The organism is Sphingomonas sp. Leaf30, from assembly GCF_001422525.1.
GTDB classification, from domain to species: Bacteria; Pseudomonadota; Alphaproteobacteria; order Sphingomonadales; family Sphingomonadaceae; genus Sphingomonas; species Sphingomonas aerolata.
The window spans coordinates 1416327-1439542 of the sequence record NZ_LMKZ01000001.1 but is presented as its reverse complement, the minus strand read 5'-3'; the positions used below and the strand labels follow the sequence as shown (position 1 = coordinate 1439542).

Below are 23216 nucleotides of genomic sequence, written 5' to 3'. Positions count from 1 at the left end.
GCGGCATGAAGCGTATTCTCCTGATCGTCGGGGGCGGCATCGCCGCCTACAAGGCGAGCGAACTCGTCCGACTCCTGCGCAAACGCGGCCATGCGGTCCGCTGCGTCCTGACCGAGGCGGGGCAGCATTTCGTGACGCCGATGACGCTCGCCGCACTCAGCGAGGACAAGGTCTATACGACCCTGTGGGACCTGAAGGACGAGGCGGAGATGGGGCATATCCAGCTCAGCCGTCAGGCCGACCTGATCGTCGTTGCGCCCGCGACCGCGGACCTGATCGCGCGGATGGCGGGCGGGCTCGCCAACGACCTTGCGACGACATTGCTGCTCGCGACCGACAAACCCGTGCTCGCGGCGCCGGCGATGAACGTGCGGATGTGGCTGCACCCCGCGACAAGGCGCAACGTCGCGCAGCTGCGCGCGGACGGCATCACCGTCATGGCGCCCGACGAGGGGCCGATGGCGTGCGGCGAATTCGGACCGGGGCGGCTGCCCGAGCCCGACCGGATCGCCGATGCGATCGATGCTGCGCTCGAGGCTAAGCCGCAGCGTCTCGCGGGTCGGCACATTCTCGTGACCGCAGGGCCGACGCACGAGCCGATCGACCCCGTCCGCTATATCGCCAACCGGTCGTCGGGGCGGCAGGGCTTCGCGATCGCGGGTGCGCTTGCGGCACTTGGCGCGCGGGTGACGCTGGTGGCGGGGCCGGTGACGCTGCCGACGCCCGCCGGCGTGACGCGCATCGACGTCGAGACCGCACGCGAGATGGCCGATGCGGTGGACCGGGCGCTGCCCGTCGACGCCGCGATCATGGTCGCGGCGGTCGCCGACTGGCACGTCGACGCCGCGGTGCAGAAGATCAAGAAGGGCGACGCGACGCCGACACTAGCGCTCTCCGAGAACCCCGACATCCTCGCGACACTCGCGCGCAGCCCGCAGCGACCCGCGCTGCTGATCGGTTTTGCGGCCGAGACCGAACGCGTCGTCGAGCATGCGACCGCCAAGCGCGCGCGCAAGGACGTCGACTGGATCGTCGCCAACGACGTGTCGGGCGACGTGATGGGCGGCGACAGCAACAGCGTCCACATCGTCACGAAGGACGGCGTCGAGAGCTGGCCGCGGCAGGGCAAGGATGCAGTCGCGGCGCAGCTGGCACGGCGCGTCGCCGATGCGCTGGAACACGCACAGCCGATGCGCTAAACCGCGCCGCATGACGATCCGTATAGACCTCAAGAGATTGCCGCATGGCGTTGGCCTCCCCCTGCCCGCCTATGCGACCACAGGTGCCGCGGGCATGGACGTGGTCGCCGCCGAGCCGCTGACGCTCGCACCGGGCGCCCGCGCGGCGGTCGCGACCGGCTTTGCGATCGCGATTCCCGAAGGCTACGAAGTCCAGGTACGACCACGCTCGGGGCTGGCGCTCAAGCACGGCGTGACCTGCCTCAACACGCCCGGGACGATCGATTCGGACTATCGCGGCGAGGTGAAGGTCATCCTCGCCAATCTCGGCGATGCCCCCTTCGACATCGCCCGCGGCGACCGGATCGCGCAGCTCGTTCCTGCGGCGGTGGTGCGCGCGAGCCTCGGCGAGGTCGAGACGCTAGACGACACAGTGCGCGGGCATGGAGGATTCGGGTCGACCGGACGATGATCGCGCTGCTCCTCCTGGCAGCGTCGCTGGGCGCCGTGCAGGCCCCGGCCGCCGACGTGCAGACCGCACCGGCGCTGCCCGTGCCGCGAATCATCCCCCCGCCCGTCGTTCCGACCCTGCCCCCCGCGCCTTCGCCGTCCGCGCCGCCGCAGGTGACGGGTGGCGTCCCGCTGCCGCCACAGGACTGGAGCGCGCTGCCGGTGTTGCGGCTGCGGCGCGCGGTCGCCCCGTCGCTGGATGCCAGCACGTTCGTCCAGCGCGAGGTGCTGGCCGGGCGGTGCGGTGGCGCGACGCGGACGCCGCAGGGCTGGGTCCTGAACCTCGACCTCGCGCTGCTCGCCGCGGCGGATGGCCGGGTGCGACGGGTCACGCCGCGCGCGATCGATTGCCCAACGGTCGAGCAGTTCGCCGCCGGCCTGTTGCTGGGCGCAGCGCGCAACAATGTCGATCTGCGCGGCGCCGCCACCGACAGCTGGTACCGCACGACGATGGTGTTCGCGTGGAAGGCATGACGCTCTCCGACGACGAACTCGCGCGCTATGCCCGGCACATCGTTCTCCGCGAATTCGGCGGCACCGGTCAGCTGCGGCTGAAGGCCGCGACGGCGGTGGTGATCGGGGCCGGCGGCATCGGCTCGCCGGCGATCCAGTATCTCGCGGCGGCCGGGATCGGGCGCCTCGTGCTGATCGACGACGACGCGGTCGAGACGTCGAACCTGCAGCGTCAGACGATCTTCCGCACCGAGGACCAGGGTCTCGCCAAGGTCGAGGCCGCCGCCGCCGCGCTGCGCCGGATCAATCCGAACGTCACGGTCGACACGCACCGCCTGAGGGTCGACCAAGGCAATATCGGCGCGCTGATCGCGGGCGCGGACGTGGTGCTCGACGGCTGCGACAATTTCGCGACGCGGTTCGTCGTCGCCGATGCGGCGCATGCGGCGCGGATCCCGCTGGTCTCGGCGGCGGTCGGACAGTTTGAAGGCCAGCTCGGCGTCTATCGCGGCTGGGAGCCCGACCGGCCCTGCTATCGCTGCTTCGTCGGCGAGAATCCCGAGCGTGCCGAGACGAGCTGTGCGGAGGACGGCATCCTCGGCCCCGTCACGGGCGTGGTCGGCAGCCTGGCCGCGCTGGAAGTGATTCGTGCGGTCGCGCCGTTCGGCGACGACGTGGCGGGCCAGCTGTTGCTGATCGACCTGTTGTCGCTCCGCTTCCGGACGATCCGGCTGCCCAAGGATCCCGGCTGTCCCTGCTGCGGCAGCGGCTGATCCGAAAACGAGCGGGGCGGATGGGCTGAAGCCACCCGCCCCGCATCTTGCAGACCGTTCAGCCCAGCAGCGTCTTGGCGAAGGCGCGGACGACCGGGCCGATATCGTCGCGTGCGAGTGCGAGCGCGAGATTGGCCTGGATATAGCCCGCCTTGTCGCCGCAGTCGTAGCGCTGGCCATCGAAGGTGAAGCCGTGGAACGGCTGGTTGCCGATCAGCTGCGCCATCGCGTCGGTCAGCTGGATCTCGCCGCCGGCGCCCTTTTCCTGCCCTTCGAGGATGCGCATCACTTCGGGCTGAAGGATGTAGCGGCCCGGGATCATCAGGTTCGATGGCGAGGTGCCCTTGGCGGGCTTCTCGATCAGCGCGGTGACCTCGGTCAGGCGACCGTCGGTCGCGCCGGGCGAGATGATGCCGTATTTGTCGGTTTCCGAATCGGCGACCTCGAGCGCGCCGATGACGTTGCCGCCGACCTTGTTATACGCCTCGACCATCTGCTTCATGAAGCCGGGCTTGCCGACCATCAGCTCGTCGGGGAGCAGCACCGCGAACGGCTCGTCGCCGACGATCTCGCGCGCGCACCAGACCGCATGGCCGAGACCCAGCGGCTCCTGCTGACGGACATAGACGGGCGAGCCGGGCTGCTGGCGGATGCCGTCGAGCACGGTCAGCGACTTGCCGCGCGCGCGCATCGTCGCCTCGAGCTCGTAGGAAATGTCGAAATGATCCTCGAGCGCGCCCTTGCCGCGGCCGGTGACGAAGATGATCTGCTCGATCCCCGCTTCCAGTGCCTCTTCGACGGCATATTGGATCAGCGGCTTGTCGACGACGGTCAGCATCTCCTTGGGCATCGACTTGGTCGCCGGAAGGAATCGCGTGCCAAGCCCAGCAACGGGGAATACGGCCTTGCGCAGCGGTTTGATCGTCATTCAGTAGTCCCTTGTATCGTTGCGGGTACAGATCGTTGCGGGTGCATAAAGCCGCCGAACGGACTCGGCAAATCAACTGCGGCGGTTAGCGCGTCATTAAAGACGTGGGGTGTAGGCGGGTTCCATGTCAAAAATACTCGTCATCTTCGGGACGCGCCCCGAAGCGATCAAACTCTTCCCGGTCATCCGGGCGTTGCAGACGCAGCCGGGGCTGGTCGTCAGGACCTGCGTGACCGCACAGCATCGCGGACTGCTCGACCAGGTGCTCGCGATCGCGGGGCTGTCTCCCGATATCGATCTCGACCTGATGGAGCCGGGGCAGACGCTCGATCGGCTGACCGCGCGGCTGCTGGTCGGGCTGGGCGAGGTGATGGACGCCGAGCAGCCCGACATGGTCGTCGTCCAGGGCGACACCGCCACCGCGATGACCGGCGCGCTCGCCGCCTATTACCGCAAGGTCCCGGTCGCGCATGTCGAGGCGGGGCTGCGCTCGGGCGACATCCATCATCCTTGGCCCGAGGAAGTGAACCGGCGGATCGTCGCGCCGATCGCCGCCCTGCACTTTGCACCGACCCAGACCGCGGCGGACGCGTTGCTGCGCGAGAATGTAGCCCCCTCGACGATCCACGTCACGGGCAACACGGTGATCGACGCGCTGCACTGGACCAACGCGCGGGTCGCGGCGGATCCGGCGCTCGGCGCCGCGCTCGACCGGGTCGTGGCGGACTGTGCGGGCAAGCGGATCATCCTCGTCACCACGCACCGGCGCGAGAATTTCGGCGACGCGATGGCCGGGATCGCGCGGGCGATCGCGCGGATCGCGGCGCGCGATGACGTCGCGGTCGTCTTTCCCGTGCATCCCAACCCCAATGTCGTCGCGGTGATGGACCGCATCCTCGGCGACCAGCCCGATATCGCGCGGATCGCGCCGCTCGATTATCCGAGCTTCGTCCGCGCGCTGGGGCTTGCCGAGATCGTCCTGACCGATTCGGGCGGCGTGCAGGAAGAGGCGCCCGCGCTCGGCAAGCCGGTGCTGGTGATGCGCGAGACGACCGAGCGCCCCGAGGGTGTCGAGGCGGGTACCGCAAGGCTGGTCGGGACGTCGGAGGACCGCATCGTTTCCGAAATCTTCACGCTGCTCGACGACAAAGCCGCCTATTCCGCGATGGCGCGCGCGCACAATCCGTTCGGCGACGGCCATGCTGCGGCCCGGATCGCCCAGACCATCGCCCAGACCATCGCCCAAACCATGGCCCAGGCGGTCGCCAGCGCACCGGCCCATCGTTGAGGATCATCCGTCATGCTTTCCGATACTGAACTGAACGTCGTCGTCATGGGGCTGGGCTATATCGGCCTGCCCACCGCGGCGATCATCGCGCGGACCGGCGCGCGCGTGCTCGGCGTCGACGTGACCGAACGCGTCGTCGAGACGATCAATTCGGGGCGCGTGCATATCGAGGAGGTCGATCTCGACGGTCTGGTCTCGGGCGTGGTCGCGCGCGGTACGCTGCGTGCGGCGATGACGGTCGAGCCCGCCGACGTCTTCGTGATCGCGGTGCCAACCCCGTTCGACGCCGCGCATGCACCCGACATCAGCTATGTCCTGGGGGCCGCGACGACGATCGCGCCCGTGCTGAAGCCCGGCGATACCGTCATCCTCGAATCGACCTCGCCCGTCGGGACGACCGAGAAGGTCCGCGACCTGCTGGCGACCTTGCGCCCCGATCTGCGCGTGCCCGGGCGGACCCGCGACCAGGCCGATATCGCGATCGCCTATTGCCCCGAACGCGTGCTGCCGGGACGCATACTGGTCGAGTTGATCGACAATGACCGCGTCATCGGCGGGATCACGCCGCGCTGTGCGCGCAAGGCGCTGACCTTCTATCGCCGGTTCGTGCGCGGCGCGTGCGTCACGACGACCGCGCGCGCCGCGGAGATGACGAAGCTGACCGAGAATGCGTTTCGCGACGTCAACATCGCGTTCGCCAACGAGCTGTCGCTGATCGCCGACACGATGAACGTCGATGTCTGGGAGGTGATCCGGCTCGCCAATCGCCACCCGCGCGTCAACATCCTGCAGCCCGGACCCGGTGTCGGCGGGCATTGCATCGCGGTCGACCCCTGGTTTCTCGTCCATGCAGCCCCCGACCAGACGCCGCTGATCCGCACCGCGCGCGAGGTCAATGACGGCAAGACTGATCACGTCATCGCGCAGGTCGCCGCGATGATCGCGGCGGATCCGACCGCGCCGGTCGCGTGCCTGGGCCTCGCGTTCAAGGCCAATATCGACGATTTCCGCGAGAGCCCGGCGATGAAGGTCGCGCTGGCGGTGGCGAATCGCTTCGGGGACCGGGTCCGGATCGTCGAGCCCTATGCCGCGGCGCTGCCACCGGCGTTCGACGGCACCGGCGCGACCCTGATCGACGTCGACACCGCGATCGAGACCTGCCCGATCATGGTCGTGCTGGTCGATCACGACGTCTTCCGCTCGATCCCGCTCGAGGAGCGCAGCGAGAAGACGGTGCTCGATACGCGTGGGATCTGGCCCGACCAGCCGCGCAGCCCCGCACAGCCGGCGGCGCGACTGGCCGGCTAGCGGAGCGGCTGGGTCCGCAGCGCGAGGACGTCGGCGGGCAGGATCGGCCGTTCGGGGCGGCGGGCAATGTCCTGGACGACGGCGTCGAGCGCGGTCGCCCGCGCCTTTGACGAGGCGTGGGTGCGGCTGCGGAAGAGGCCGCCGTCGATCGTGCCCCCCTTCTCGCGCCAGAATTGCGGCGCCGAGCGCGGATCATAGCCGGCATTGGCGAGCAGATAGACGCTGAGCCGATCCGCCTCGTCTTCGGTCTGGCGGATCAGCCGGCCGTTGCGGCCGAGCTCCGCCATCAGCCCGCGGCTGATCTTCGCCGCGTCGAGCCGGTCGCGGTGGCGCAGGATGTTGTGCGCCAGCTCGTGCGCGACGATCACCGCGATCTCCGCGTCGCTATAACCTTCGAAATATTTCTCGCCGATCTGGACGACCGCGCCGTCCGCGCTCGCATCGAGGCCGCTGCCGAGCAGGATCTCGAATCGCGAGCGGCACCCCGCCACGGCCGGGATCGAGACGCTGACCGCGCGCCCGTCGCGCAGGACCGTCATCGCGATCGGTGCGCCGGGCGGCTGCGCTGCGATCAGGGCCTCGGCGGCGTCGCGGTCGGCGGGGGTTTCCGCGGCGTCCGTCGCACCGATCCCGGGTTGCCGCTTGCCCGCGAGCAGCTGGATCGAATCCCCCGACCGGACACCGGCCCGCGCGGCAGGCCCGTCGGCGACCACCGCCTCGACCCCCAGCCGCGTTTCGAACCCGAACACGCCGATCGCATTCGGCCTGGCCTCCGCACTATATTGGTTGAGCGCATGGATCGGCATGCCGATCTGCGGCTGCAGGCGATCGCACAAAGCCGCATTGGCGGAGGTCAGCCGGTATCCGATCGTCGCCAGCCGCAGATCCGCGGCGCGCAACGCCTCGAAGAATGCCCTGGGCGGCGCCTCCGCGGGCGCCGCAGCCGGAGCGGCGGTGGCGCCGGCGAGGGAGACGGAGACGGAGACGGACGGCGGCGGAACCGCGGAGGCCGCACCTGCGCTTAGCAGGACTGCGGGCAGGATACGCATGACGATCGACATGCAGCCCTGATAGACGGCTTTCAGCTGCACGCCATCCATCCTCGCGCAGGAGTCGACGAACCGCGCCGCGTTGCGACAACGCGCCCGAGCCTCTATGTGCGGTGCCAACGGATATAGACTTTATGATTTCAAGATTCTTTCGGTCCAAGGCCCCGCGATCCGCGGGCCGATCCTGCTCGATCCCCGAAGGCCGACGCGTCTATGCGGTCGGCGACATCCATGGCTGTGCCGATCTGCTCGACGACCTGATCGCGCAGATCGACGCGGACGATGCGGTGCGCGGCGCGGCGGAGACGACGGTCATCTTCCTCGGCGATATCGTCGATCGGGGTCCGGGCTCGGCCGCGGTGATCGATCGGTTGATCGGCTATGCCGCGGCGCGCGCCGACGTGCGCTTCCTGCAGGGCAATCACGAGGAGATCTTCCTCGGCGCGCTCGACGGCGAGCCCAAGGCGCTGCGGCTGTTCTGCCGGATCGGCGGTCGCGAGACGGTGCTGAGCTACGGGATGGATGCGGCGGAATATGAGCGGCTCGATTACGAGGAGCTGGTGCAGCGTCTCGCGCAGCTCGTACCCGAGGCGCATCGCACGTTCCTGGCGGGCTTCGAGGATCTGATCACGATCGGCGACTATGCGTTCGTGCATGCGGGCGTCCGTCCGGGAACGCCGCTCGCGGACCAGCGCAGTTCGGATCTGCGCTGGATTCGCGACCCGTTTCTCGATCATCGCAGCCCGCTCGACAAGATGATCGTCCATGGCCACACGGTGATCGAAGAGGTCCAGACGATGGCGCATCGTATCGGCATAGATACGGGCGCCTATGCGACCGGTCGGCTGACTGCGCTGGGGATCGAGGGCGATCGCACATGGACGTTGCAGACCGCGCCTCGCCCAGGCTCGTCGGAAAATTCTCTCGAATCCTGAAAACTATGCCTTCTCGTCCTACTACAATAGGGTATACCCCCAGGGCGATCAGGGCATGTTGCCCGCTCGCAACAGTATGGAACTCTTCCGTACCGTTCCAGTTACCTCGGTTGCGCAAGGTCGGGTTTCGTGCCAGAGACTGACGCGACGAGCACAAAGGGAGTTCATCATGCGTCTTGGGAAGTATCTCCTGACCGCAGCAGCAGCCACGATGGCAGTTGCTCCGGCCATGGCAGCGCCGGTTAATTCGGCAGCAAGCCTTTCGGTCTCGAAGTCGGTTCGTACCGGTTCGGTTTCCGCAAAGAAGAACAAGGTTGCAGGCGGCGGCATCATCGTCGCAGTCCTCGCAGCTGCAGCCGTTGTCGGCGGCATCGTTATCGTTGCCGATAACGACGACGACAGCGACAGCAACTAAGCCTAGGCTCAGTTCTGGAAAATAGCGGTCTTCGGGCCGCTATTTTTTTGCCTGCCGCAGATGAGCCTGAGGCAAATATGGCGAAATTCTAGCGCCCCTCCCCGTCTTGCACCGCTGCGCAAGCCACCGCGTGCCACCGGGATCGACGATAGATTGCGACGATCCGCGGGACTGAGGCCTGAACACGAACTCCGGCGGTCGAACGCTAGCGGTCAAACGCGATATGCCATGCCGCGATAATGCCGGATGGTGTTTGACCCATGACGCGGCATGCCTCGCCTTGGCCAAGGCAGGCGGGCGCGAGATGACCCAAGGCGTCACGGGGCGCATCGTCCAAACTCGGCATGATCAGGGTTACGCCGACGTAACAAGGCCGCCCGCGCCGATCAGTCACGGACGGCCCTGTATCATGATGCCGAGTCCGGCGAGTCGGGCAGCGCACCGCCCGACGAGGCGATCAGCGCGGCTGCGGTACCGCGCCGCCGGCGCCGGGCGCACCCTGCTGCATCTGCATCTGCTGCTGCGCCTGCATCTGCTGGACGACGCTCTGCGGCAGGAAGTCGAGCAGTTCGACGTCGAACACGAGCGTCGAGTTGGCCGGGATCGGTCCGCTGGCCTTGTCGCCATAGCCGAGCGAAGGCTTCAGCCAGAAACGGTACTTGCCGCCCTTTGGCATCAGCTTGAGCGCCTCGGAGAAGCCGGGAACGACGCCCGTGACGGGCAACGGCGTGGGCTGCTGCGACTTGTCGAAGGTGGTGCCGTTGAGGAGCTTGCCCTCGTAATTCACCAGCGCGACATCGGCATCGGTCGGCTTGGCGGCACCGGGCTTGCCCGGCGTCAGGATCTTGTACTGGAGGCCCGACGCGGTCGTGACGACGCCCTTGGCGCGCCCGTTGCGGGTCAGCGGATCGTCACCCTGGCGCGCGAGCGCGACGGCGCCGATCAGCGCGAGCGCGATGCCCAGCCACAGATAGATGAGATAGCTGCGCTTGGTCGGCTGCAGCGGAACGGCGGTGACGGTCGACATCGGACAAACCCCGGGTCATCTGGTCACGCCGGAGCGCCGCGCGTGCCGTAGAATTCGTAATCGGAGCCGCCGTGACGCGGCCCCCAAAACCCTGGCTGCGCGTGCAGCCGAGGGTTCCTACTGCAGGCGAAGCTTAGCGTGCGCCGTCGCGCTCGGCGCGCTTGCGCTCGAGCTTGCGCGAACGACGGATCGCAGCCGCACGCTCGCGAGCGCGCTTTTCCGACGGCTTCTCGTAGTGGCGGCGCAACTTCATCTCGCGATACACGCCTTCACGCTGCAGCTTCTTCTTGAGCGCGCGAAGGGCCTGGTCGACGTTGTTGTCGCGGACGATGATTTGCATAAACCCGTTAAGCTCCGGTCGAATAGATACGAATGGATAGTGCCGTCGCGAACAAGTCCGCGCCGCATGAACGGGAGCCCCTAACAGCGTGTGCCCGCTGTTTCAAGCCAAACCCGCCCGGTCCGTGTCGGGGTTCACGTCGGGAGGCGGTTTGCGGGCCTGCCAAGCCAGCGCTAAGAGCCGCGCATGACCACGCATGCACTGACCCTGTATAACAGCCTGACGCGCCGGCTCGAGCCGTTTGCGCCGATCGATCCCGCCAATGTCGGGCTCTATTCCTGCGGACCGACCGTGTACAATTATGCGCATATCGGCAATCTGCGCGCCTATGTCTTCACCGACACGCTGTCGCGGACGCTGACGTGGAAGGGCTTTGGCCTCACGCACATCGTCAACATCACCGATGTCGGCCACCTGACGTCGGATGCCGATGCGGGCAACGACAAGATGGAGGCCGCCGCGCGCGCCAGCGGGCAGGATATCTGGGCGATCGCAAGACATTACACCGAAGCCTTCAAACGCAACCTGATCGACCTGCACATCCGCACGCCGACGCGCTTCCCGCTCGCGACCGACCATATCGCGGAGATGATCGCCTTTGCCGAGGCCATTGCGCCTGAGCATTGCTACCTGCTCGAGGACGGGCTGTATTTCGATACCAGCACGGTCCCGGATTATGGCCGGCTCGCCCGGTCGAACGACGATGCCGGCGAGAGCCGGATCGATCCGGTCGCGGGCAAGCGCCACCCGCAGGATTTTGCGATCTGGCGGACGTCGGCGCCCGGCGAGATGCGCCAGATGGAATGGGACTCGCCCTGGGGACGCGGTGCGCCCGGCTGGCATCTCGAATGCTCGGTGATGAGCCAGAAATATCTGGGGCCGCAGTTCGACATCCACACCGGCGGCATCGACCACCGCGAGATCCACCACCCGAACGAGATTGCGCAGAATCAGGCGCGTTGCGGCTGCGCGGATACCGGCGCGAAGCTGTGGATGCACAACAACTTCCTGGTCGAACGCTCGGGAAAGATGTCGAAATCCGGCGGGGAGTTCACGACGCTCCAGACGCTTATCGATCGCGGTTTCCACCCCCTCGCCTATCGGCTGATGTGCCTGCAGGCGCAGTATCGCAGCGAGCTGGAATTCTCCTGGGACAATCTGGCGGCGGCGGCGACGCGGCTGAAGCGGCTGGCACTCACCGTGCAGGCGTTGCGCGACCGGGCGGCCCCAGGCAATTTGGCGAGCGATCCCGCCAAACCCGCGACCGACGCCGTCCGCGCGCTGCTCGCTGGCTACCGCGACCGACTCGACATCGCGGTCTGCGACGACCTTGCGACGCCGCGCGCCCTGCCGGTCCTCGACGAACTGCTCGCGGACAAGCGGCTGTCGCCCGCCGACCGACTCGCCGCGCTGGTCGATTTCGATGCAGTGCTGGGACTCGATCTCGCAGCCCTGCGCCGCGAGGATCTGCGCGTCCGTCCGGCCTCGGCGACGCTCGACGCCACAGCCGTCGACGAACGCCTTGCCGAGCGCCGCGCCGCGCGGGCTGCGAAGGACTTCCCGCGGTCCGATGCTATCCGCGACGACCTCGCCAGCGCCGGGGTCGAGGTGATGGACGGTGATCCGCTCGGCTGGGACTGGCGGATCGGCTGATTGGCGGCGGAGACGACTCCGCGCTTTGGCGTCGCACCCGAAGCGCGGTACAGACGCGAGGATGAAAGCCGTCCTTCCCGCCGCCGCCCGCCCGCTGCTCGAACCGCATCTGCCGTCCGATCTCGACGTCGAATGGTTTGCAACGCCAAGCGAGGCGAATGCGGCGATCGCCGATGCGGACATCGCCTGGGTCGACATGCAGCCGACTCACCTGGTGGCGGACGCGATTCGCGCCGCCGGGCCGCAGCTGAAATGGGTGTCGACCATCTATGCGGGCCTCGACGCCTTCCCCCTTGCATGGCTGCACGACCGGGGCGTGATCCTGACCAACGGTGCGGGCATCAACGCGGTCGCGGTCGCGGAATATGCGGTGATGGGGATACTCGTCGCCGCCAAGCGCCTCGACACCGTCCTCCGCGCGCAGGCCGAACATGTCTGGCTGAAGGACGCGCCGGGCAAGATCGAGCTTGCCGACACGCGCGCGCTGGTCATTGGCTATGGCACGATCGGCGCGATGATCGGCGATCGGCTCGCGGCCTTTGGCGTCGACGTCACCGGCGTGACCCGGACCGGGCGCGACGCGACGCTCACGCCCGATGCCTGGCGCGACCGTCTCGGGGAGTTCGACTGGGTAGTGCTGGCCGCGCCCTCGACCGATGCGACCAAGACGCTGATCGGCAGCGGCGAGCTTGCCGCGATGAAGGACAGCGGCTGGCTGATCAACATCGCGCGCGGCGACATGATCGATGACGAGGCGTTGCTCGCCGCCTTGCGTTCGGGACAGATTGGCGGGGCGTTCCTCGATCCGACGCACCCCGAACCGTTGCCCGCTGATCACCCCTTATGGTCCGCGCCGAACACGATCCTGACGATGCATCTGTCAGGTCGCAGCCAGACCAGGATGTTCCAGCGCGGGGCGGCGCTGTTCCTCGACAATCTGCAGGCGTACCGCGCGGGGTCTGCGATGCGAAACGTCGCCGATCTCGGCGCGGGCTATTGAACGATAGCGTCGGTGGCAGGCACCGGCGGTCGCACGATCAGCTGCGCGCGGTGCCGTTGTTCGGGCTGTTATAGTCCTTGATCCCGCGACGGCGGCGCTTGTCGCGACGGCGGCGCTTCATTATCATGATCAGGACGGGCACGCCGATCGCGACACCGACGCCAACGATCGAAAATGCAATGATAATTCGCAAGGGAAGATCCATCATCGCCCTGTGCCAAACCTGCCCGACATTGAGAAGCGCTTTCTATACAATCTCGGGCAACCCGCGACCGACCGGATCGCTGCGATCAGCCAAGCCCTGGGTTCGGTACTCGTCCGCCTGCAAGCTTTACTTGATTGCGCCAAAAGCCGATTCGGCGCATGGCCGCGCCTCGAATTCACCAATCGGACGAACAATTATGGCCGCGAACTGGGCCCCCGACAGCTGGACCACGCACGAAGCCCGCCAGCTCCCCTCGTATCCCGACGCTGGCGCGCTCGACGCCGCGACCGCACAGCTTGCGACGTTTCCGCCGCTCGTCTTCGCCGGCGAGGCGCGCAACCTGACCGCGAGTCTCGCCGAGGTTGCGGCAGGCAAGGCGTTCCTGCTCCAGGGCGGCGACTGCGCCGAGAGCTTTGCCGAGCACAGCGCGAACAACATCCGCGATACCTTCCGCGTCATCCTGCAGATGGCGGTCGTGCTGACCTTCGCCTCCAAGCTGCCGGTCGTGAAGCTCGGCCGCATGGCAGGCCAGTTCGCCAAGCCGCGCTCGGCCAATACCGAGACGATCGGCGGCGTCGAGCTGCCGAGCTATCGCGGCGACAACGTCAACGACATCGCCTTCACGGCCGAGTCGCGCGCGCCCGATCCGCAGCGGATGATCCGCGCCTATTCGCAGTCGGCGGCGACGCTCAACCTGCTCCGCGCCTTCGCGCAGGGCGGTTACGCGAATCTGCATCAGGTGCATCGCTGGACGCACGACTTCATGGGCCGCAGCCCCTGGTCGAAGAAATATGCCGAGACCGCGGACCGGATCGGCGAGGCGCTCGAGTTCATGGCGGCCTGCGGGATCGATCCGGAAACCGTGCCGCAGCTCGCCCAGACCAATTTCTACACCAGCCACGAAGCGTTGCTGCTGCAATATGAGCAGGCGCTGACCCGGCAGGATTCGCTGACCGGCGACTGGTACGACACGAGCGCGCATTTCCTGTGGATCGGCGACCGGACGCGATTCGAGGGGTCGAGCCATGTCGAATATCTGCGCGGCATCGGCAATCCGATCGGCATCAAATGCGGCCCGAGCCTCGAGCCGGACGCGCTGCTGCGGATGCTCGATACGCTCAATCCCGCGCGCATCCCCGGTCGGATGACGCTGATCACGCGCTATGGCTATGATTCGATCGAGGCGGCGCTGCCCAAGCTCGTCCGTGCGGTGACCCGCGCGGGGCATCCCGTCGTCTGGTCGTGCGACCCGATGCACGGCAACGTCGTCAAGGCGGCCAATGGCTACAAGACACGGCCGTTCGAGCGCATCCTCGCCGAGGTCCGCGGCTTCTTCGCGGTGCACCGCGCCGAGGGCACGCATGCCGGCGGCATCCATATCGAGATGACCGGGCAGAACGTCACCGAATGCACCGGCGGCGCGGTCGACGTCACCGAACAGAGCCTGGCGGACCGGTATCACACGCATTGCGATCCGCGCCTGAACGCCAGCCAAAGCCTTGAGATGGCGTTTCTTCTGGCCGAAATGCTCAACGCCGAAATGGCCGAGCGCAAGAAGGTCGCCGCCTGACGACGACGACCGTCGAAGCGATCCGGCGGCAAAACGTGCACCTCGCGCGATTTTGCCGCCGGACCGCCTTGACGCCCGCGCCCCGCTTCCGTAGGAGCGCGGCTCGACTACACGGCCCCTTCGTCTAGCGGTTAGGACGACGCCCTCTCACGGCGTAAGCACGAGTTCGATTCTCGTAGGGGTCACCAAGTCTACCCATTCTGACATCGCTGGGACGTAATACACTGCGGCATTCGTGTGCGCGGCAACCGTGTCGCTACGTGTTTCCCGACGGTGCAGCGAGGGGCGAGCGGGCGCTACCCGGGGCCGTCCTCATTTTCGAGGGCGTGCACTCCGTGGAAGGATGCCAGCATGGCCGATGCCGCCCGCAACACCGATTCGCCAGAGACCCTCCCCGCGCCGGCCACCGACTGGAGCGCAGATCTGACGACCCGGACCGGCTACGCGTTTCACGTCCGCCCGATCACGCCGGACGACGAGGCGGCGCTGGCTGACTTCTTCACGCATGTCGGCAAGGAGGATTTGCGCTTCCGCTTCCTCAGCGCGATCGACCATGTCGGGCACGAACAGCTGCTCGCGCTGCTGCGCGTCGATCACGAGCATAGCGAGCATTTCCTCGCCTGCGAGATCGGCAGCGGCCGGATCCTCGCGACCGCGATGCTGGTCGGCGATGACGACGGCCTGCGCGCGGAGGTCGCGGTCGCGATCCGCAGCGATTTCAAGCGGCGCGGGATCAGCTGGGTCCTGCTCGATCACGTCGCGATGTTCGCGCGTGCCAAGGGCCTCCGCACGCTCGAATCGATCGAGAGCCGCGACAATCACCAGGCGATCGACATGGAGCGCGAGCGCGGCTGGACCGCAGCCCCCTGCCCTGGCGATCCCTCCGCGATGATCCTGCGACTGACGCTGGCATCGCCGCCCGCCTGACTCGTTCTGGTTCCAGCGGCATGCGAGCGGCCGGCGGTGGCCGGTGCGGCGGTTCTGGTCTATCATGCAGGGCGGCTCCGTACCGACGACCATGATCTTGGCCGCCGGCGTATCGGACCCGACCGCCGGACAAGGCCCAGAGCCCGATGAACCGCACGCGCCCAGCCCGACCAGCCGCCGCCCCGCCCGCATGATCGCGCATCCGTCCGACATGGGCGACGCGGCTGCCGGACGTCCCGCCGTGCTGGCGGAGGAACTCGGCCTGCTGATCGATGCCGCAACGACCTATGCGATCTACATGCTCGACCCGCAGGGGCGGGTGACAATCTGGAACCGGGGCGCCGAGCGGATCAAGGGATGGACCGAGGCCGAGATCATCGGCCGCGATGCGGCGATCTTCTACCCGGTCGAAGATGTCGCGGCGGGCAAGCCCCGCGCCGATCTCGAGCGCGCGCATGCCGGTGGCCGGATCGAGGAGGAAAGCTGGCGGGTCCGCAAGGACGGATCAGAGTTTCTGGCGAGCGTGACGATCACCGCGCTGCACGACGATGCGGGCGCGCTGCGCGGCTTTGGCAAGGTGATCCGCGACATCACCGACGAAAAGGCGGCGGAGGCCGCGATCCTGCGCCGCGAACATCATCTGCGCTCGATCCTGAACACCGTTCCCGATGCGATGATCGTGATGAACGAACACGGCGTCGTCGTATCGTTCAGCGCCGCCGCCGCGCTCGTCTTCGGTTATGAGACGGACGAGGTGATCGGCCGCAACGTCGCGATGCTGATGCCGCCCGCGAATGCCGCTGCGCATGACGCGCATCTGCACACCTACCGGCGGACCGGGGTGCGGCATGTCATCGGCAATGTCCGGCTCGAACACGGGCTGCGCAAGAATGGCGAGGTCTTCCCGATCGAGCTCGCGGTCGGCGAGGCGTCGATCGCGGGCGAGCGGATCTTCACCGGCTTCATCCGCGACATCAGCCAGCGCCAGGCGACCGAGCGCCGGTTGAAGGAACTGCAGGCCGAGCTGGTCCACGTCTCGCGGGTCAGCGCGATGGGCACGATGGCATCGACGCTCGCGCATGAGATCAACCAGCCGCTGACCGCGATCGCCAATTATCTGGAGGCGACGCGGGACATGATCGGCGACGCGCCGTCGCCGCTGCTGGCGGAGATCGCCGAGGCGCTCGAGCTCGCGGCGGCGCAATCGCTGCGCGCCGGCACGATCGTCCGGCGGCTGCGCGCGTTCGTCAAGGGCGGCGACACCGCGCTTCGCGTCGAACCGCTCGCCGCGCTTGTCGAGGAGGCGATCAGCCTGGGGCTGCTCGGCGCGCACGAGGCGGGGATCACGGTCACCACCGATATCCGCCAGGGCGCCGATCTGGTGCGGGTCGACCGCATCCAGATCCAGCAGGTCCTGGTCAATCTGATCCGCAACGCCATCCAGTCGATGGCCTGCGCGCCCGACAAGCGCCTGACGATCGCGACGCTGGCGGATCGCGAAGGCTGGGTGCGGATCAGCGTGGCCGATACCGGTGCGGGCATCGATCCGGCGATCCGCGAACGCCTGTTCGACGCGTTCTCGACGACCAAGAGCGACGGCATGGGCCTCGGTCTGTCGATCTGTCGGACGATCGTCGAGGCGCATGGTGGCCGGATCTGGGTCGAACCGACATGCCCCGCCGGTACCGCCTTCCACTTCACGATACCGCTTGCCACACAGGATGTTGTCGATGGATGAGACCAGCCGCGTCGTGCACGTCGTCGACGACGATCCCGCGATCCGCCAGTCGGTCGGGTTCCTGCTGCGCAAGGCGGGCTATGCGGTCGAGACGCATGTGTCGGGCACGCAGTTCCTGAAGCACGTCACGCGCGAGGCGCGTGGCTGTGTCCTGCTCGACGTGCGGATGCCCGATATCGACGGGCTCGAGGTGCAGGCGACGCTGGCGCAGCGGGGCATAGCCCTGCCCGTGATCATGCTGACCGGCCACGGCGACGTCGCGCTCGCGGTGCGTGCGATCAAGGCGGGGGCGATCGAGTTTCTGGAAAAGCCGTTCGAGCGCGCGACGCTGCTCGCGGCGATCGAGACCGCGCTCGCCAAGGCCGCGCGGATCGGCCGCGACCAGCTCGCCGCGGCCGAGGCCCGCGTCCTGCTCGCGGCGCTGACCCCGCGCGAGCGCGACGTGCTGGACGGGATGGTCCTGGGCCGGCCGAACAAGCTGATCGCGTTCGATCTCGACATCGCGACGCGGACGGTCGAGGTCCACCGCGCCAATCTGATGGAAAAGCTGATGGCGCGCAGCCTGTCGGACGTGCTCCGCATCGCCTTTGCCGCGGGTGTGGGCGAGACGGCCGACCCGGCCTGAGCGGCCCCCCGTGATCTACGTACAGACCGGGTCCGCGCGTCCTGTCATCAAAGGTCCGACAAGGATCGACGATGACTCCACCGGCCCCGTTTCTGCCTACCAGCCCGGGCATCTCGCTGGTCGACGGCAATCCCGCGCGACGCCGCGCGCGGCAGATCCTGCTGCTGTCCGAACGCTATCGGGTACGGTCCTATGCAAGCTGTGCGGCCCTGGTGTCCGATCCGGCATCGCGCGACCATGCGTGCATCATCCTCGATCTTTCCGATCCCCGGCTCGCGGGGCAGGTTCACGACGGGATGACGGCGCTCGCGACGATGCGGGGCCTGGGCTGGGCTGGGCGGGGAATCCTGCTCGACGGGCGGGCGCCGTCGCCGGCCCTGCTCGCCGCGGCGGACCGTCAGGGTGACCGGATCCGCGACCGCGCGACCACCGACGGTGCGCTGCTTGCGGCGATCGCGGCCGCCATGCTGACGCTCGCCGGGTAAGGACGCCGCGCGGGCAGATGGGGTCAGCGTGAGGGTGGGCCGATCGCCGCCTGACTGAGCCGGGCGGCATGACGGGCGATCTCGTCATCCTCGCGCGAGGCGACAATCCGGGTTGCCAAGCCCGGCAGCCATTCCAGGCCGGTACCGATCGCCTGCTGGGTCGCGCGGTCATGTTCGCCGATCCCGCCGGTCAGCACCAGCAGGTCGAGCCCCCCGAGCGTCGCAGCCATCGCCGCGATCTGCTTGCAGACCGATCGCTCGAACATCCGGATCGCGAGGTCGGCATCGGGATTGCTCCCGGCCGCCGCGCGCAACACGCGCATGTCCCCCGACAATCCCGAGATCCCCGCCATTCCCGATTCGTGATCGATCAGCGTCGCCAATGCCCCGGCGTCGAGCCCGGTCTCGCGCAGCAGGTACAACAGAATGCCGGGGTCGATATCCCCCGTCCGCGTCGCCATCGTCACGCCGCCCGACGGCGTCAGCCCCATGCTGGTGTCGACCGATCGCCCGTCGCGCACCGCGGTGACGCTCGCCCCGTTGCCGAGATGCGCGATGACGAGGCGGGACGGCACGCCTTCGCCGAGCCGCGCCAGGATCGATTCGCACGACAGGCCGTGAAAGCCGTACCGCCGCACCCCGCTTGCGCGGTATCGGCGCGGGATCGGCAGGACCTGCGCGACATCGGGCAGATCGGCATGGAACGCGGTGTCGAAACAGGCGACCTGCGGCAGCCCGGGGAAGCGCGCGCGTGCCGCCGCGATCAGTGCGAGCGCCGCGGGACCATGCAGCGGTGCGAACGCACAGGCCGCGACCAGATCCGCGGTGACCGCATCGTCGATCAGGCAATGCGCGGTACGATGCGGGCCGCCATGGACGATCCGGTGGCCGATCGCGGTCGGCGCCGGGCTGTCCCGCACCGCGGCGTCGAGCGCGTCGAGGACCGAAACATGACCGTCGGCGGTCTCGATCGTCCCGCCGATCAGCAACGCAGGCTCCGGGTCGACGGCGTAGAGGCCGTATTTCACCGTCGACGACCCGCTGTTCAGCGCGAGGATCAGCGCGCCCATTGCCAGTCGCGCACCTCCGGCAGATCGTCGCCCTGTTCGGCGATGTACAGCTTGTGCCGTTCCATCGTCGTCCAGTAGCGCGCGGTCTCGCGCGGGACGCGGTCGCGGAACCGCGGGATGCGCTCGATCGCGTCGAGCGCGAGCCGGTACCGGTCGAGATCGTTCAGCACGACCATGTCGAACGGCGTCGTCGTCGTGCCCATTTCCTTGTAGCCGCGGACATGGATATTGGCATGGTTCGCGCGGCGGTAGGTCAGCTTGTGGATCATCGCCGGATAGCCGTGGAACGCGAAGATCACCGGTGTGTCGCGCGTGAACAGCGCGTCGAATTCGCGCTCGTCGAGGCCGTGCGTATGTTCGGATCGCGGCTGCAGCACCATAAGGTCGACGACATTGACCACCCGGATCCGGATATCGGGGACATAGGCACGCAGCAGCGTGACCGCGGCCAGCGTCTCGAGCGTCGGGACGTCGCCCGCACACGCCATCACCACATCGGGCTCGGCATCGTCGCCCGCCCAGTCCCAGATGCCGGCGCCCGCGGTGCAGTGCCGCACCGCCGCGTCGATCCCCAGCCATTGCCATTCGGGCTGTTTGCCCGCGACGATGACGTTCACATAGCCGCGGCTGCGCAGGCAATGGTCGCCGACCGACAACAGGCAATTGGCGTCGGGGGGCAGATAGATTCGCGTCACCTCCGCGGTCTTGTTCGCGACGTGATCGATGAACCCCGGGTCCTGATGCGACAGGCCGTTGTGATCCTGTCGCCAGACATGCGACGTCAGCAGATAGTTGAGCGACGCGATCGGCCGCCGCCACGGGATGCCGCGCGTCACCTTCAACCATTTGGCATGCTGGTTGACCATCGAATCGACGATGTGGACGAACGCCTCGTAACAGGAAAACAGCCCGTGGCGTCCGGTGAGCAGATAGCCCTCGAGCCAGCCCTGGCACAGATGCTCGCTCAGCACCTCCATCACGCGGCCGTCCGGGGTCAGATGCTCGTCGACCGCCTCGACCTCAGCCATCCAGACCTTGCCCGACACGTCATAGACATCGGCGAGACGGTTCGACGCAGTCTCGTCTGGCCCGAACAGGCGGAAGTTCACGCTCGGCATGTTGAGCTTCATCACGTCGCGCAGATACCCGCCGAACACCCGCGTCGCCTCGGCCATGACCGTGCCCGGCGCGTCGACCGGTACGGCATGCGCGCGGAAGTCGGGCAGCGACAGCGGCACCATCGTCTCGCCGCCATTGGCATGCGGGTTCGACCCCATCCGCCGATGCCCGGTCGGTGCGAGCGAGGCATAGATGTCGAGGAACTTCCCCGTCGCGTCGAACAGCTCCTCGGGGCGGTAGCTGCGCATCCACGCCTCGAGCAGCCGGAGATGCTCGGGGTCCTTGAAGTCCGCGATCGGGACCTGATGCGCGCGCCATGTGCCTTCGACCGGCTTGCCGTCGACGGTCTTCGGGCCGGTCCACCCCTTGGGCGTGCGGAACACGATCATCGGCCAGCGCGGGCGTTCGGGCGTCGCGCCGGGGATGCGTGCCGCGGCCTGGATCGCCTGGATCTTCGCCAACGCGGTGTCGAGCGCGGCGGCGAGCTGCTGGTGGACGAGCGCGGGGTCGCTGCTGCCGACATAGAGCGGCTCATGCCCATAGCCGCGCAGCAGCGCATCGAGCTCGTCCTCGTCGATCCGCGCGAGGATCGTGGGGTTGGCGATCTTGAACCCGTTGAGGTGCAGGATCGGCAGCACTGCGCCGTCGCGCGCGGGGTTGAGGAACTTGTTCGAATGCCAGCTCGCCGCCAGCGCCCCCGTCTCCGCCTCGCCGTCGCCGATCACGCAGGCGACCAGCAGGTCCGGATTGTCGAACGCCGCGCCATAGGCGTGCGCCAGCGAATAGCCGAGCTCGCCGCCCTCATGGATCGATCCCGGCGTCTCGGGCGCGACATGGCTCGGGATGCCGCCCGGCCAGGAGAATTGCCGGAACAGCCGGTGCATGCCCGACCGGCTGCGCTCGATCGCGGGATAACGCTCGGTATAAGAACCCTCGAGATAGGTGTTGGCGACCAGCCCCGGCCCGCCATGCCCCGGCCCGATGATGTTGATCATGTCGAGATCGTGCGCGACAATCAGCCGGTTGAGATGGACGTAGAGGAAGTTGAGCCCCGGCGTCGTGCCCCAGTGGCCGAGCAGCCGCGGCTTGACGTCGGCGATCGTCAGCGGGCGTTCGAGCAATGCGTTGTCGCGCAGATAGATCTGGCCGACCGACAGGTAGTTGGCGGCACGCCAATAGGCGTCCATCCGGTGCAGCTCATCGGGCGACAACGGATCGGGGCGCGTCATGACATGCGGCGGTGCCTTGTGGGCCAGACCGGTCAAGAGTGCGGCGCCCATGGACGAGCGGCGGGGATCGCGGGCGGTATGGGGCGCATGTCGATAATCCTTTGATGGGGGCGCATCAGCCGGCGAGCCGGCTGGTCAGCGAAGGGTCGCGCAGCAGCGCTTCGTCACCGAACGCCAGCTGCGCGCAGGTGCGGTTTGCCTGCGCGGTGACGGCGTTGAGATGCTGGCCGGCGACCTGCGGATCGAGGTGTCTGGTGATGTTGGCGAAACGGCGCTGTTCCTGCGACCGCATGCCGAAGGCGTGGACCAGATACTGGTCGACCATGGTCGTCAGCCCCGCCCCGAGCCCCTGATCGTCGAGCCAGACCCGGCTGCCCGCCGCGGTCTTGAAGGTCAGCAGCCGCTTGTCGCCAAGCAGCCGGCTGCGCGCACGCTGCTGGACCGCGACAGGCTCGATCCCTGCGCCAAACACGCGCTCGATATAGCCCTTCATCATCGCCGGAGGGGATCCGAACCAGAGCGGGTAGACGAGGACGAACACGTCGCAGCCCGCGATCGCCGCGCGTTCGTCCTGCACGTCCTGCGCGAGAACCGCCGCATCCCTGGTCGGCAATTCCACCGGTTTGAGCACCGGATCGAAGCCCATCGCATAGAGATCGCGCAGTACGACGTGCTGGCCGTTCGCGCGCACCGCCTCGCAATAGCGGTGCGCGATCGCGTGGTTGAAGCTCGCAGGGTCCGGATGGCACAGGATCACGGCATGCCGAGGCTGGGCCGCACCGGGCTCGTCATCCATCATCGCGCCGACTCCATCCTGCGCCGACCATCATCCGGTCGCGCGCCGCGCCGGAGACGGTCAGGGAGTGGAGGAGTACGGCATAGAGCCGCGGGTTCTCAGCCTCGGAAACTACGCACTAGGCAACGCGCTATAACCCTGCGCGCCCCCATCGGCCCGGAGGCGGACAATTCGGAATGCCGCTCGAGCACGGACACGACGCGACCGGGACCTTGCTGGCCTTAACGGCTTCGATGGGGGTGAATAGCGGCCTGCCGCCTCGGCAAGCGATGATCATGCGGTGCATGATGGTCGGGAAGAGAGGATTCGAACCTCCGGCCCCTGCCTCCCGAAGACAGTGCTCTACCAGGCTGAGCTACTCCCCGACGGAGTCCGATCGTTACGCCCTTGGGGGACCGACCGGTGACTGGAGGGGCGCCTATACCCAGCACTTCGCGGCTGTGCAAGCGGCCGCGGCAAGAAGTTTTCGGGAGATGTCGAAAAGCACGGGGGCATTGCGTGATGCGGCGGTACAGTTGCGTCGCGACGTCGATGCGGTGCGGATATGATAAGAAGTAATCGCTGGCGGCATCGTGCCGCGGCAGGTTGTGGACGA

Annotated in this window: 23 protein-coding genes and 2 tRNA genes; 16 read left to right on the top strand and 9 right to left on the bottom strand. The window is 67.7% G+C overall.

The annotated features are described in order from the left end of the window. The first annotated feature begins 5 nt into the window (after window positions 1-5). The 4 genes from coaBC to ASE89_RS06745 are packed head-to-tail and all read left to right on the top strand — an operon-like array spanning window position 6 to window position 2914. The gene (gene coaBC / locus ASE89_RS06760) at window positions 6-1199 is read left to right on the top strand and encodes a bifunctional phosphopantothenoylcysteine decarboxylase/phosphopantothenate--cysteine ligase CoaBC (RefSeq protein ID WP_056674996.1); all 1194 of its coding nucleotides are present in this window, start codon (window positions 6-8) and stop codon (window positions 1197-1199) included. Between the two features lie 10 nt (window positions 1200-1209). Then, window positions 1210-1650: a dUTP diphosphatase gene (gene dut / locus ASE89_RS06755; RefSeq protein ID WP_056674994.1), complete on the top strand. Its 441-nt coding sequence runs from the start codon at window positions 1210-1212 to the stop codon at window positions 1648-1650. Further along, window positions 1647-2162, top strand: coding sequence for a hypothetical protein (locus tag ASE89_RS06750; protein WP_056674992.1), 516 nt, complete (start codon window positions 1647-1649; stop codon window positions 2160-2162). Before dut ends, ASE89_RS06750 begins: the two co-directional genes overlap by 4 nt. Continuing rightward, the gene (locus ASE89_RS06745; protein ID WP_056674990.1) at window positions 2159-2914 is read left to right on the top strand and encodes a HesA/MoeB/ThiF family protein; all 756 of its coding nucleotides are present in this window, start codon (window positions 2159-2161) and stop codon (window positions 2912-2914) included. Before ASE89_RS06750 ends, ASE89_RS06745 begins: the two co-directional genes overlap by 4 nt. 58 nt (window positions 2915-2972) lie before the next feature. Here the strand turns inward: ASE89_RS06745 and galU are convergent, their stop codons facing one another. Beyond that, window positions 2973-3842, bottom strand: coding sequence for a UTP--glucose-1-phosphate uridylyltransferase GalU (galU, locus tag ASE89_RS06740; protein ID WP_056674988.1), 870 nt, complete (start codon window positions 3840-3842; stop codon window positions 2973-2975). A gap of 124 nt (window positions 3843-3966) precedes the next feature. On the opposite strand from galU, the gene wecB reads away from it, so the two are divergent. Beyond that, window positions 3967-5130: a non-hydrolyzing UDP-N-acetylglucosamine 2-epimerase gene (gene wecB / locus ASE89_RS06735; protein ID WP_056674986.1), complete on the top strand. Its 1164-nt coding sequence runs from the start codon at window positions 3967-3969 to the stop codon at window positions 5128-5130. 12 nt (window positions 5131-5142) lie between these two features. Continuing rightward, on the top strand, window positions 5143-6438 hold the full coding sequence (gene wecC / locus ASE89_RS06730; RefSeq protein ID WP_037531160.1) for a UDP-N-acetyl-D-mannosamine dehydrogenase: 1296 nt from the start codon (window positions 5143-5145) through the stop codon (window positions 6436-6438). On the opposite strand, the gene ASE89_RS06725 is transcribed toward wecC, so the two are convergent. After that, on the bottom strand, window positions 6435-7529 hold the full coding sequence (locus tag ASE89_RS06725) for a M48 family metallopeptidase (protein WP_156363294.1): 1095 nt from the start codon (window positions 7527-7529) through the stop codon (window positions 6435-6437). The genes wecC and ASE89_RS06725 overlap by 4 nt on opposite strands. Window positions 7530-7621: 92 nt before the next feature. Here ASE89_RS06725 and ASE89_RS06720 point away from each other — a divergent pair, with 92 nt between their 5' ends. Further along, window positions 7622-8422 carry a metallophosphoesterase family protein gene (locus tag ASE89_RS06720; RefSeq protein ID WP_056674982.1) on the top strand — a complete coding sequence of 267 codons (801 nt, stop codon included), beginning with the start codon at window positions 7622-7624 and terminating at the stop codon, window positions 8420-8422. Between the two features lie 169 nt (window positions 8423-8591). After that, complete coding sequence (locus ASE89_RS06715) at window positions 8592-8837, top strand: hypothetical protein (protein WP_056674979.1); 246 nt, start codon at window positions 8592-8594, stop codon at window positions 8835-8837. A 457-nt stretch (window positions 8838-9294) separates the two neighbouring features. On the opposite strand, the gene ASE89_RS06710 is transcribed toward ASE89_RS06715, so the two are convergent. After that, window positions 9295-9864, bottom strand: a complete 570-nt coding sequence (locus ASE89_RS06710) for an FKBP-type peptidyl-prolyl cis-trans isomerase (RefSeq protein ID WP_031394634.1) — start codon at window positions 9862-9864, stop codon at window positions 9295-9297. Window positions 9865-9997: 133 nt separating this feature from the next. Beyond that, the gene (gene rpsU / locus ASE89_RS06705; protein WP_031394635.1) at window positions 9998-10204 is read right to left on the bottom strand and encodes a 30S ribosomal protein S21; all 207 of its coding nucleotides are present in this window, start codon (window positions 10202-10204) and stop codon (window positions 9998-10000) included. Between the two features lie 186 nt (window positions 10205-10390). On the opposite strand from rpsU, the gene cysS reads away from it, so the two are divergent. Beyond that, window positions 10391-11857, top strand: coding sequence for a cysteine--tRNA ligase (gene cysS, locus ASE89_RS06700; RefSeq protein ID WP_056674977.1), 1467 nt, complete (start codon window positions 10391-10393; stop codon window positions 11855-11857). A 61-nt stretch (window positions 11858-11918) separates the two neighbouring features. After that, window positions 11919-12857, top strand: coding sequence for a D-2-hydroxyacid dehydrogenase (locus tag ASE89_RS06695; RefSeq protein ID WP_056674975.1), 939 nt, complete (start codon window positions 11919-11921; stop codon window positions 12855-12857). Between the two features lie 37 nt (window positions 12858-12894). Here the strand turns inward: ASE89_RS06695 and ASE89_RS20200 are convergent, their stop codons facing one another. Next, window positions 12895-13050, bottom strand: coding sequence for a hypothetical protein (locus ASE89_RS20200; RefSeq protein ID WP_168427511.1), 156 nt, complete (start codon window positions 13048-13050; stop codon window positions 12895-12897). A gap of 208 nt (window positions 13051-13258) precedes the next feature. On the opposite strand from ASE89_RS20200, the gene ASE89_RS06690 reads away from it, so the two are divergent. The 6 genes from ASE89_RS06690 to ASE89_RS06665 all read left to right on the top strand — a co-directional run bounded on the left by ASE89_RS06690 (window position 13259) and on the right by ASE89_RS06665 (window position 18407). Beyond that, window positions 13259-14632 carry a class II 3-deoxy-7-phosphoheptulonate synthase gene (locus ASE89_RS06690; protein ID WP_031441317.1) on the top strand — a complete coding sequence of 458 codons (1374 nt, stop codon included), beginning with the start codon at window positions 13259-13261 and terminating at the stop codon, window positions 14630-14632. 113 nt (window positions 14633-14745) lie between these two features. Further along, a tRNA-Glu gene (locus ASE89_RS06685) sits at window positions 14746-14820 on the top strand. A gap of 163 nt (window positions 14821-14983) precedes the next feature. Further along, window positions 14984-15559 carry a GNAT family N-acetyltransferase gene (locus ASE89_RS06680; RefSeq protein ID WP_082451255.1) on the top strand — a complete coding sequence of 192 codons (576 nt, stop codon included), beginning with the start codon at window positions 14984-14986 and terminating at the stop codon, window positions 15557-15559. Between the two features lie 91 nt (window positions 15560-15650). Then, window positions 15651-17297: a PAS domain-containing sensor histidine kinase gene (locus ASE89_RS06675; RefSeq protein WP_236701632.1), complete on the top strand. Its 1647-nt coding sequence runs from the start codon at window positions 15651-15653 to the stop codon at window positions 17295-17297. Beyond that, window positions 17290-17922 carry a response regulator transcription factor gene (locus ASE89_RS06670; protein ID WP_056674973.1) on the top strand — a complete coding sequence of 211 codons (633 nt, stop codon included), beginning with the start codon at window positions 17290-17292 and terminating at the stop codon, window positions 17920-17922. The genes ASE89_RS06675 and ASE89_RS06670 overlap by 8 nt, the downstream gene beginning before the upstream one ends. Before the next feature lie 71 nt (window positions 17923-17993). Next, window positions 17994-18407 (top strand): hypothetical protein, encoded by a 414-nt coding sequence (locus tag ASE89_RS06665; RefSeq protein WP_056674971.1) that lies wholly within the window; start codon window positions 17994-17996, stop codon window positions 18405-18407. A 23-nt stretch (window positions 18408-18430) separates the two neighbouring features. On the opposite strand, the gene ASE89_RS06660 is transcribed toward ASE89_RS06665, so the two are convergent. The 4 genes from ASE89_RS06660 to ASE89_RS06645 form a co-directional block, all read right to left on the bottom strand. Further along, window positions 18431-19477, bottom strand: coding sequence for an acetate/propionate family kinase (locus ASE89_RS06660; RefSeq protein ID WP_056674964.1), 1047 nt, complete (start codon window positions 19475-19477; stop codon window positions 18431-18433). Continuing rightward, the gene (locus ASE89_RS06655; protein ID WP_056675477.1) at window positions 19465-21825 is read right to left on the bottom strand and encodes a phosphoketolase family protein; all 2361 of its coding nucleotides are present in this window, start codon (window positions 21823-21825) and stop codon (window positions 19465-19467) included. Before ASE89_RS06655 ends, ASE89_RS06660 begins: the two co-directional genes overlap by 13 nt. A gap of 115 nt (window positions 21826-21940) precedes the next feature. Then, complete coding sequence (locus ASE89_RS06650; protein WP_056674962.1) at window positions 21941-22624, bottom strand: NAD(P)H-dependent oxidoreductase; 684 nt, start codon at window positions 22622-22624, stop codon at window positions 21941-21943. A gap of 285 nt (window positions 22625-22909) precedes the next feature. Beyond that, window positions 22910-22986, bottom strand: a tRNA-Pro gene (locus ASE89_RS06645). Window positions 22987-23216: the final 230 nt, after the last annotated feature.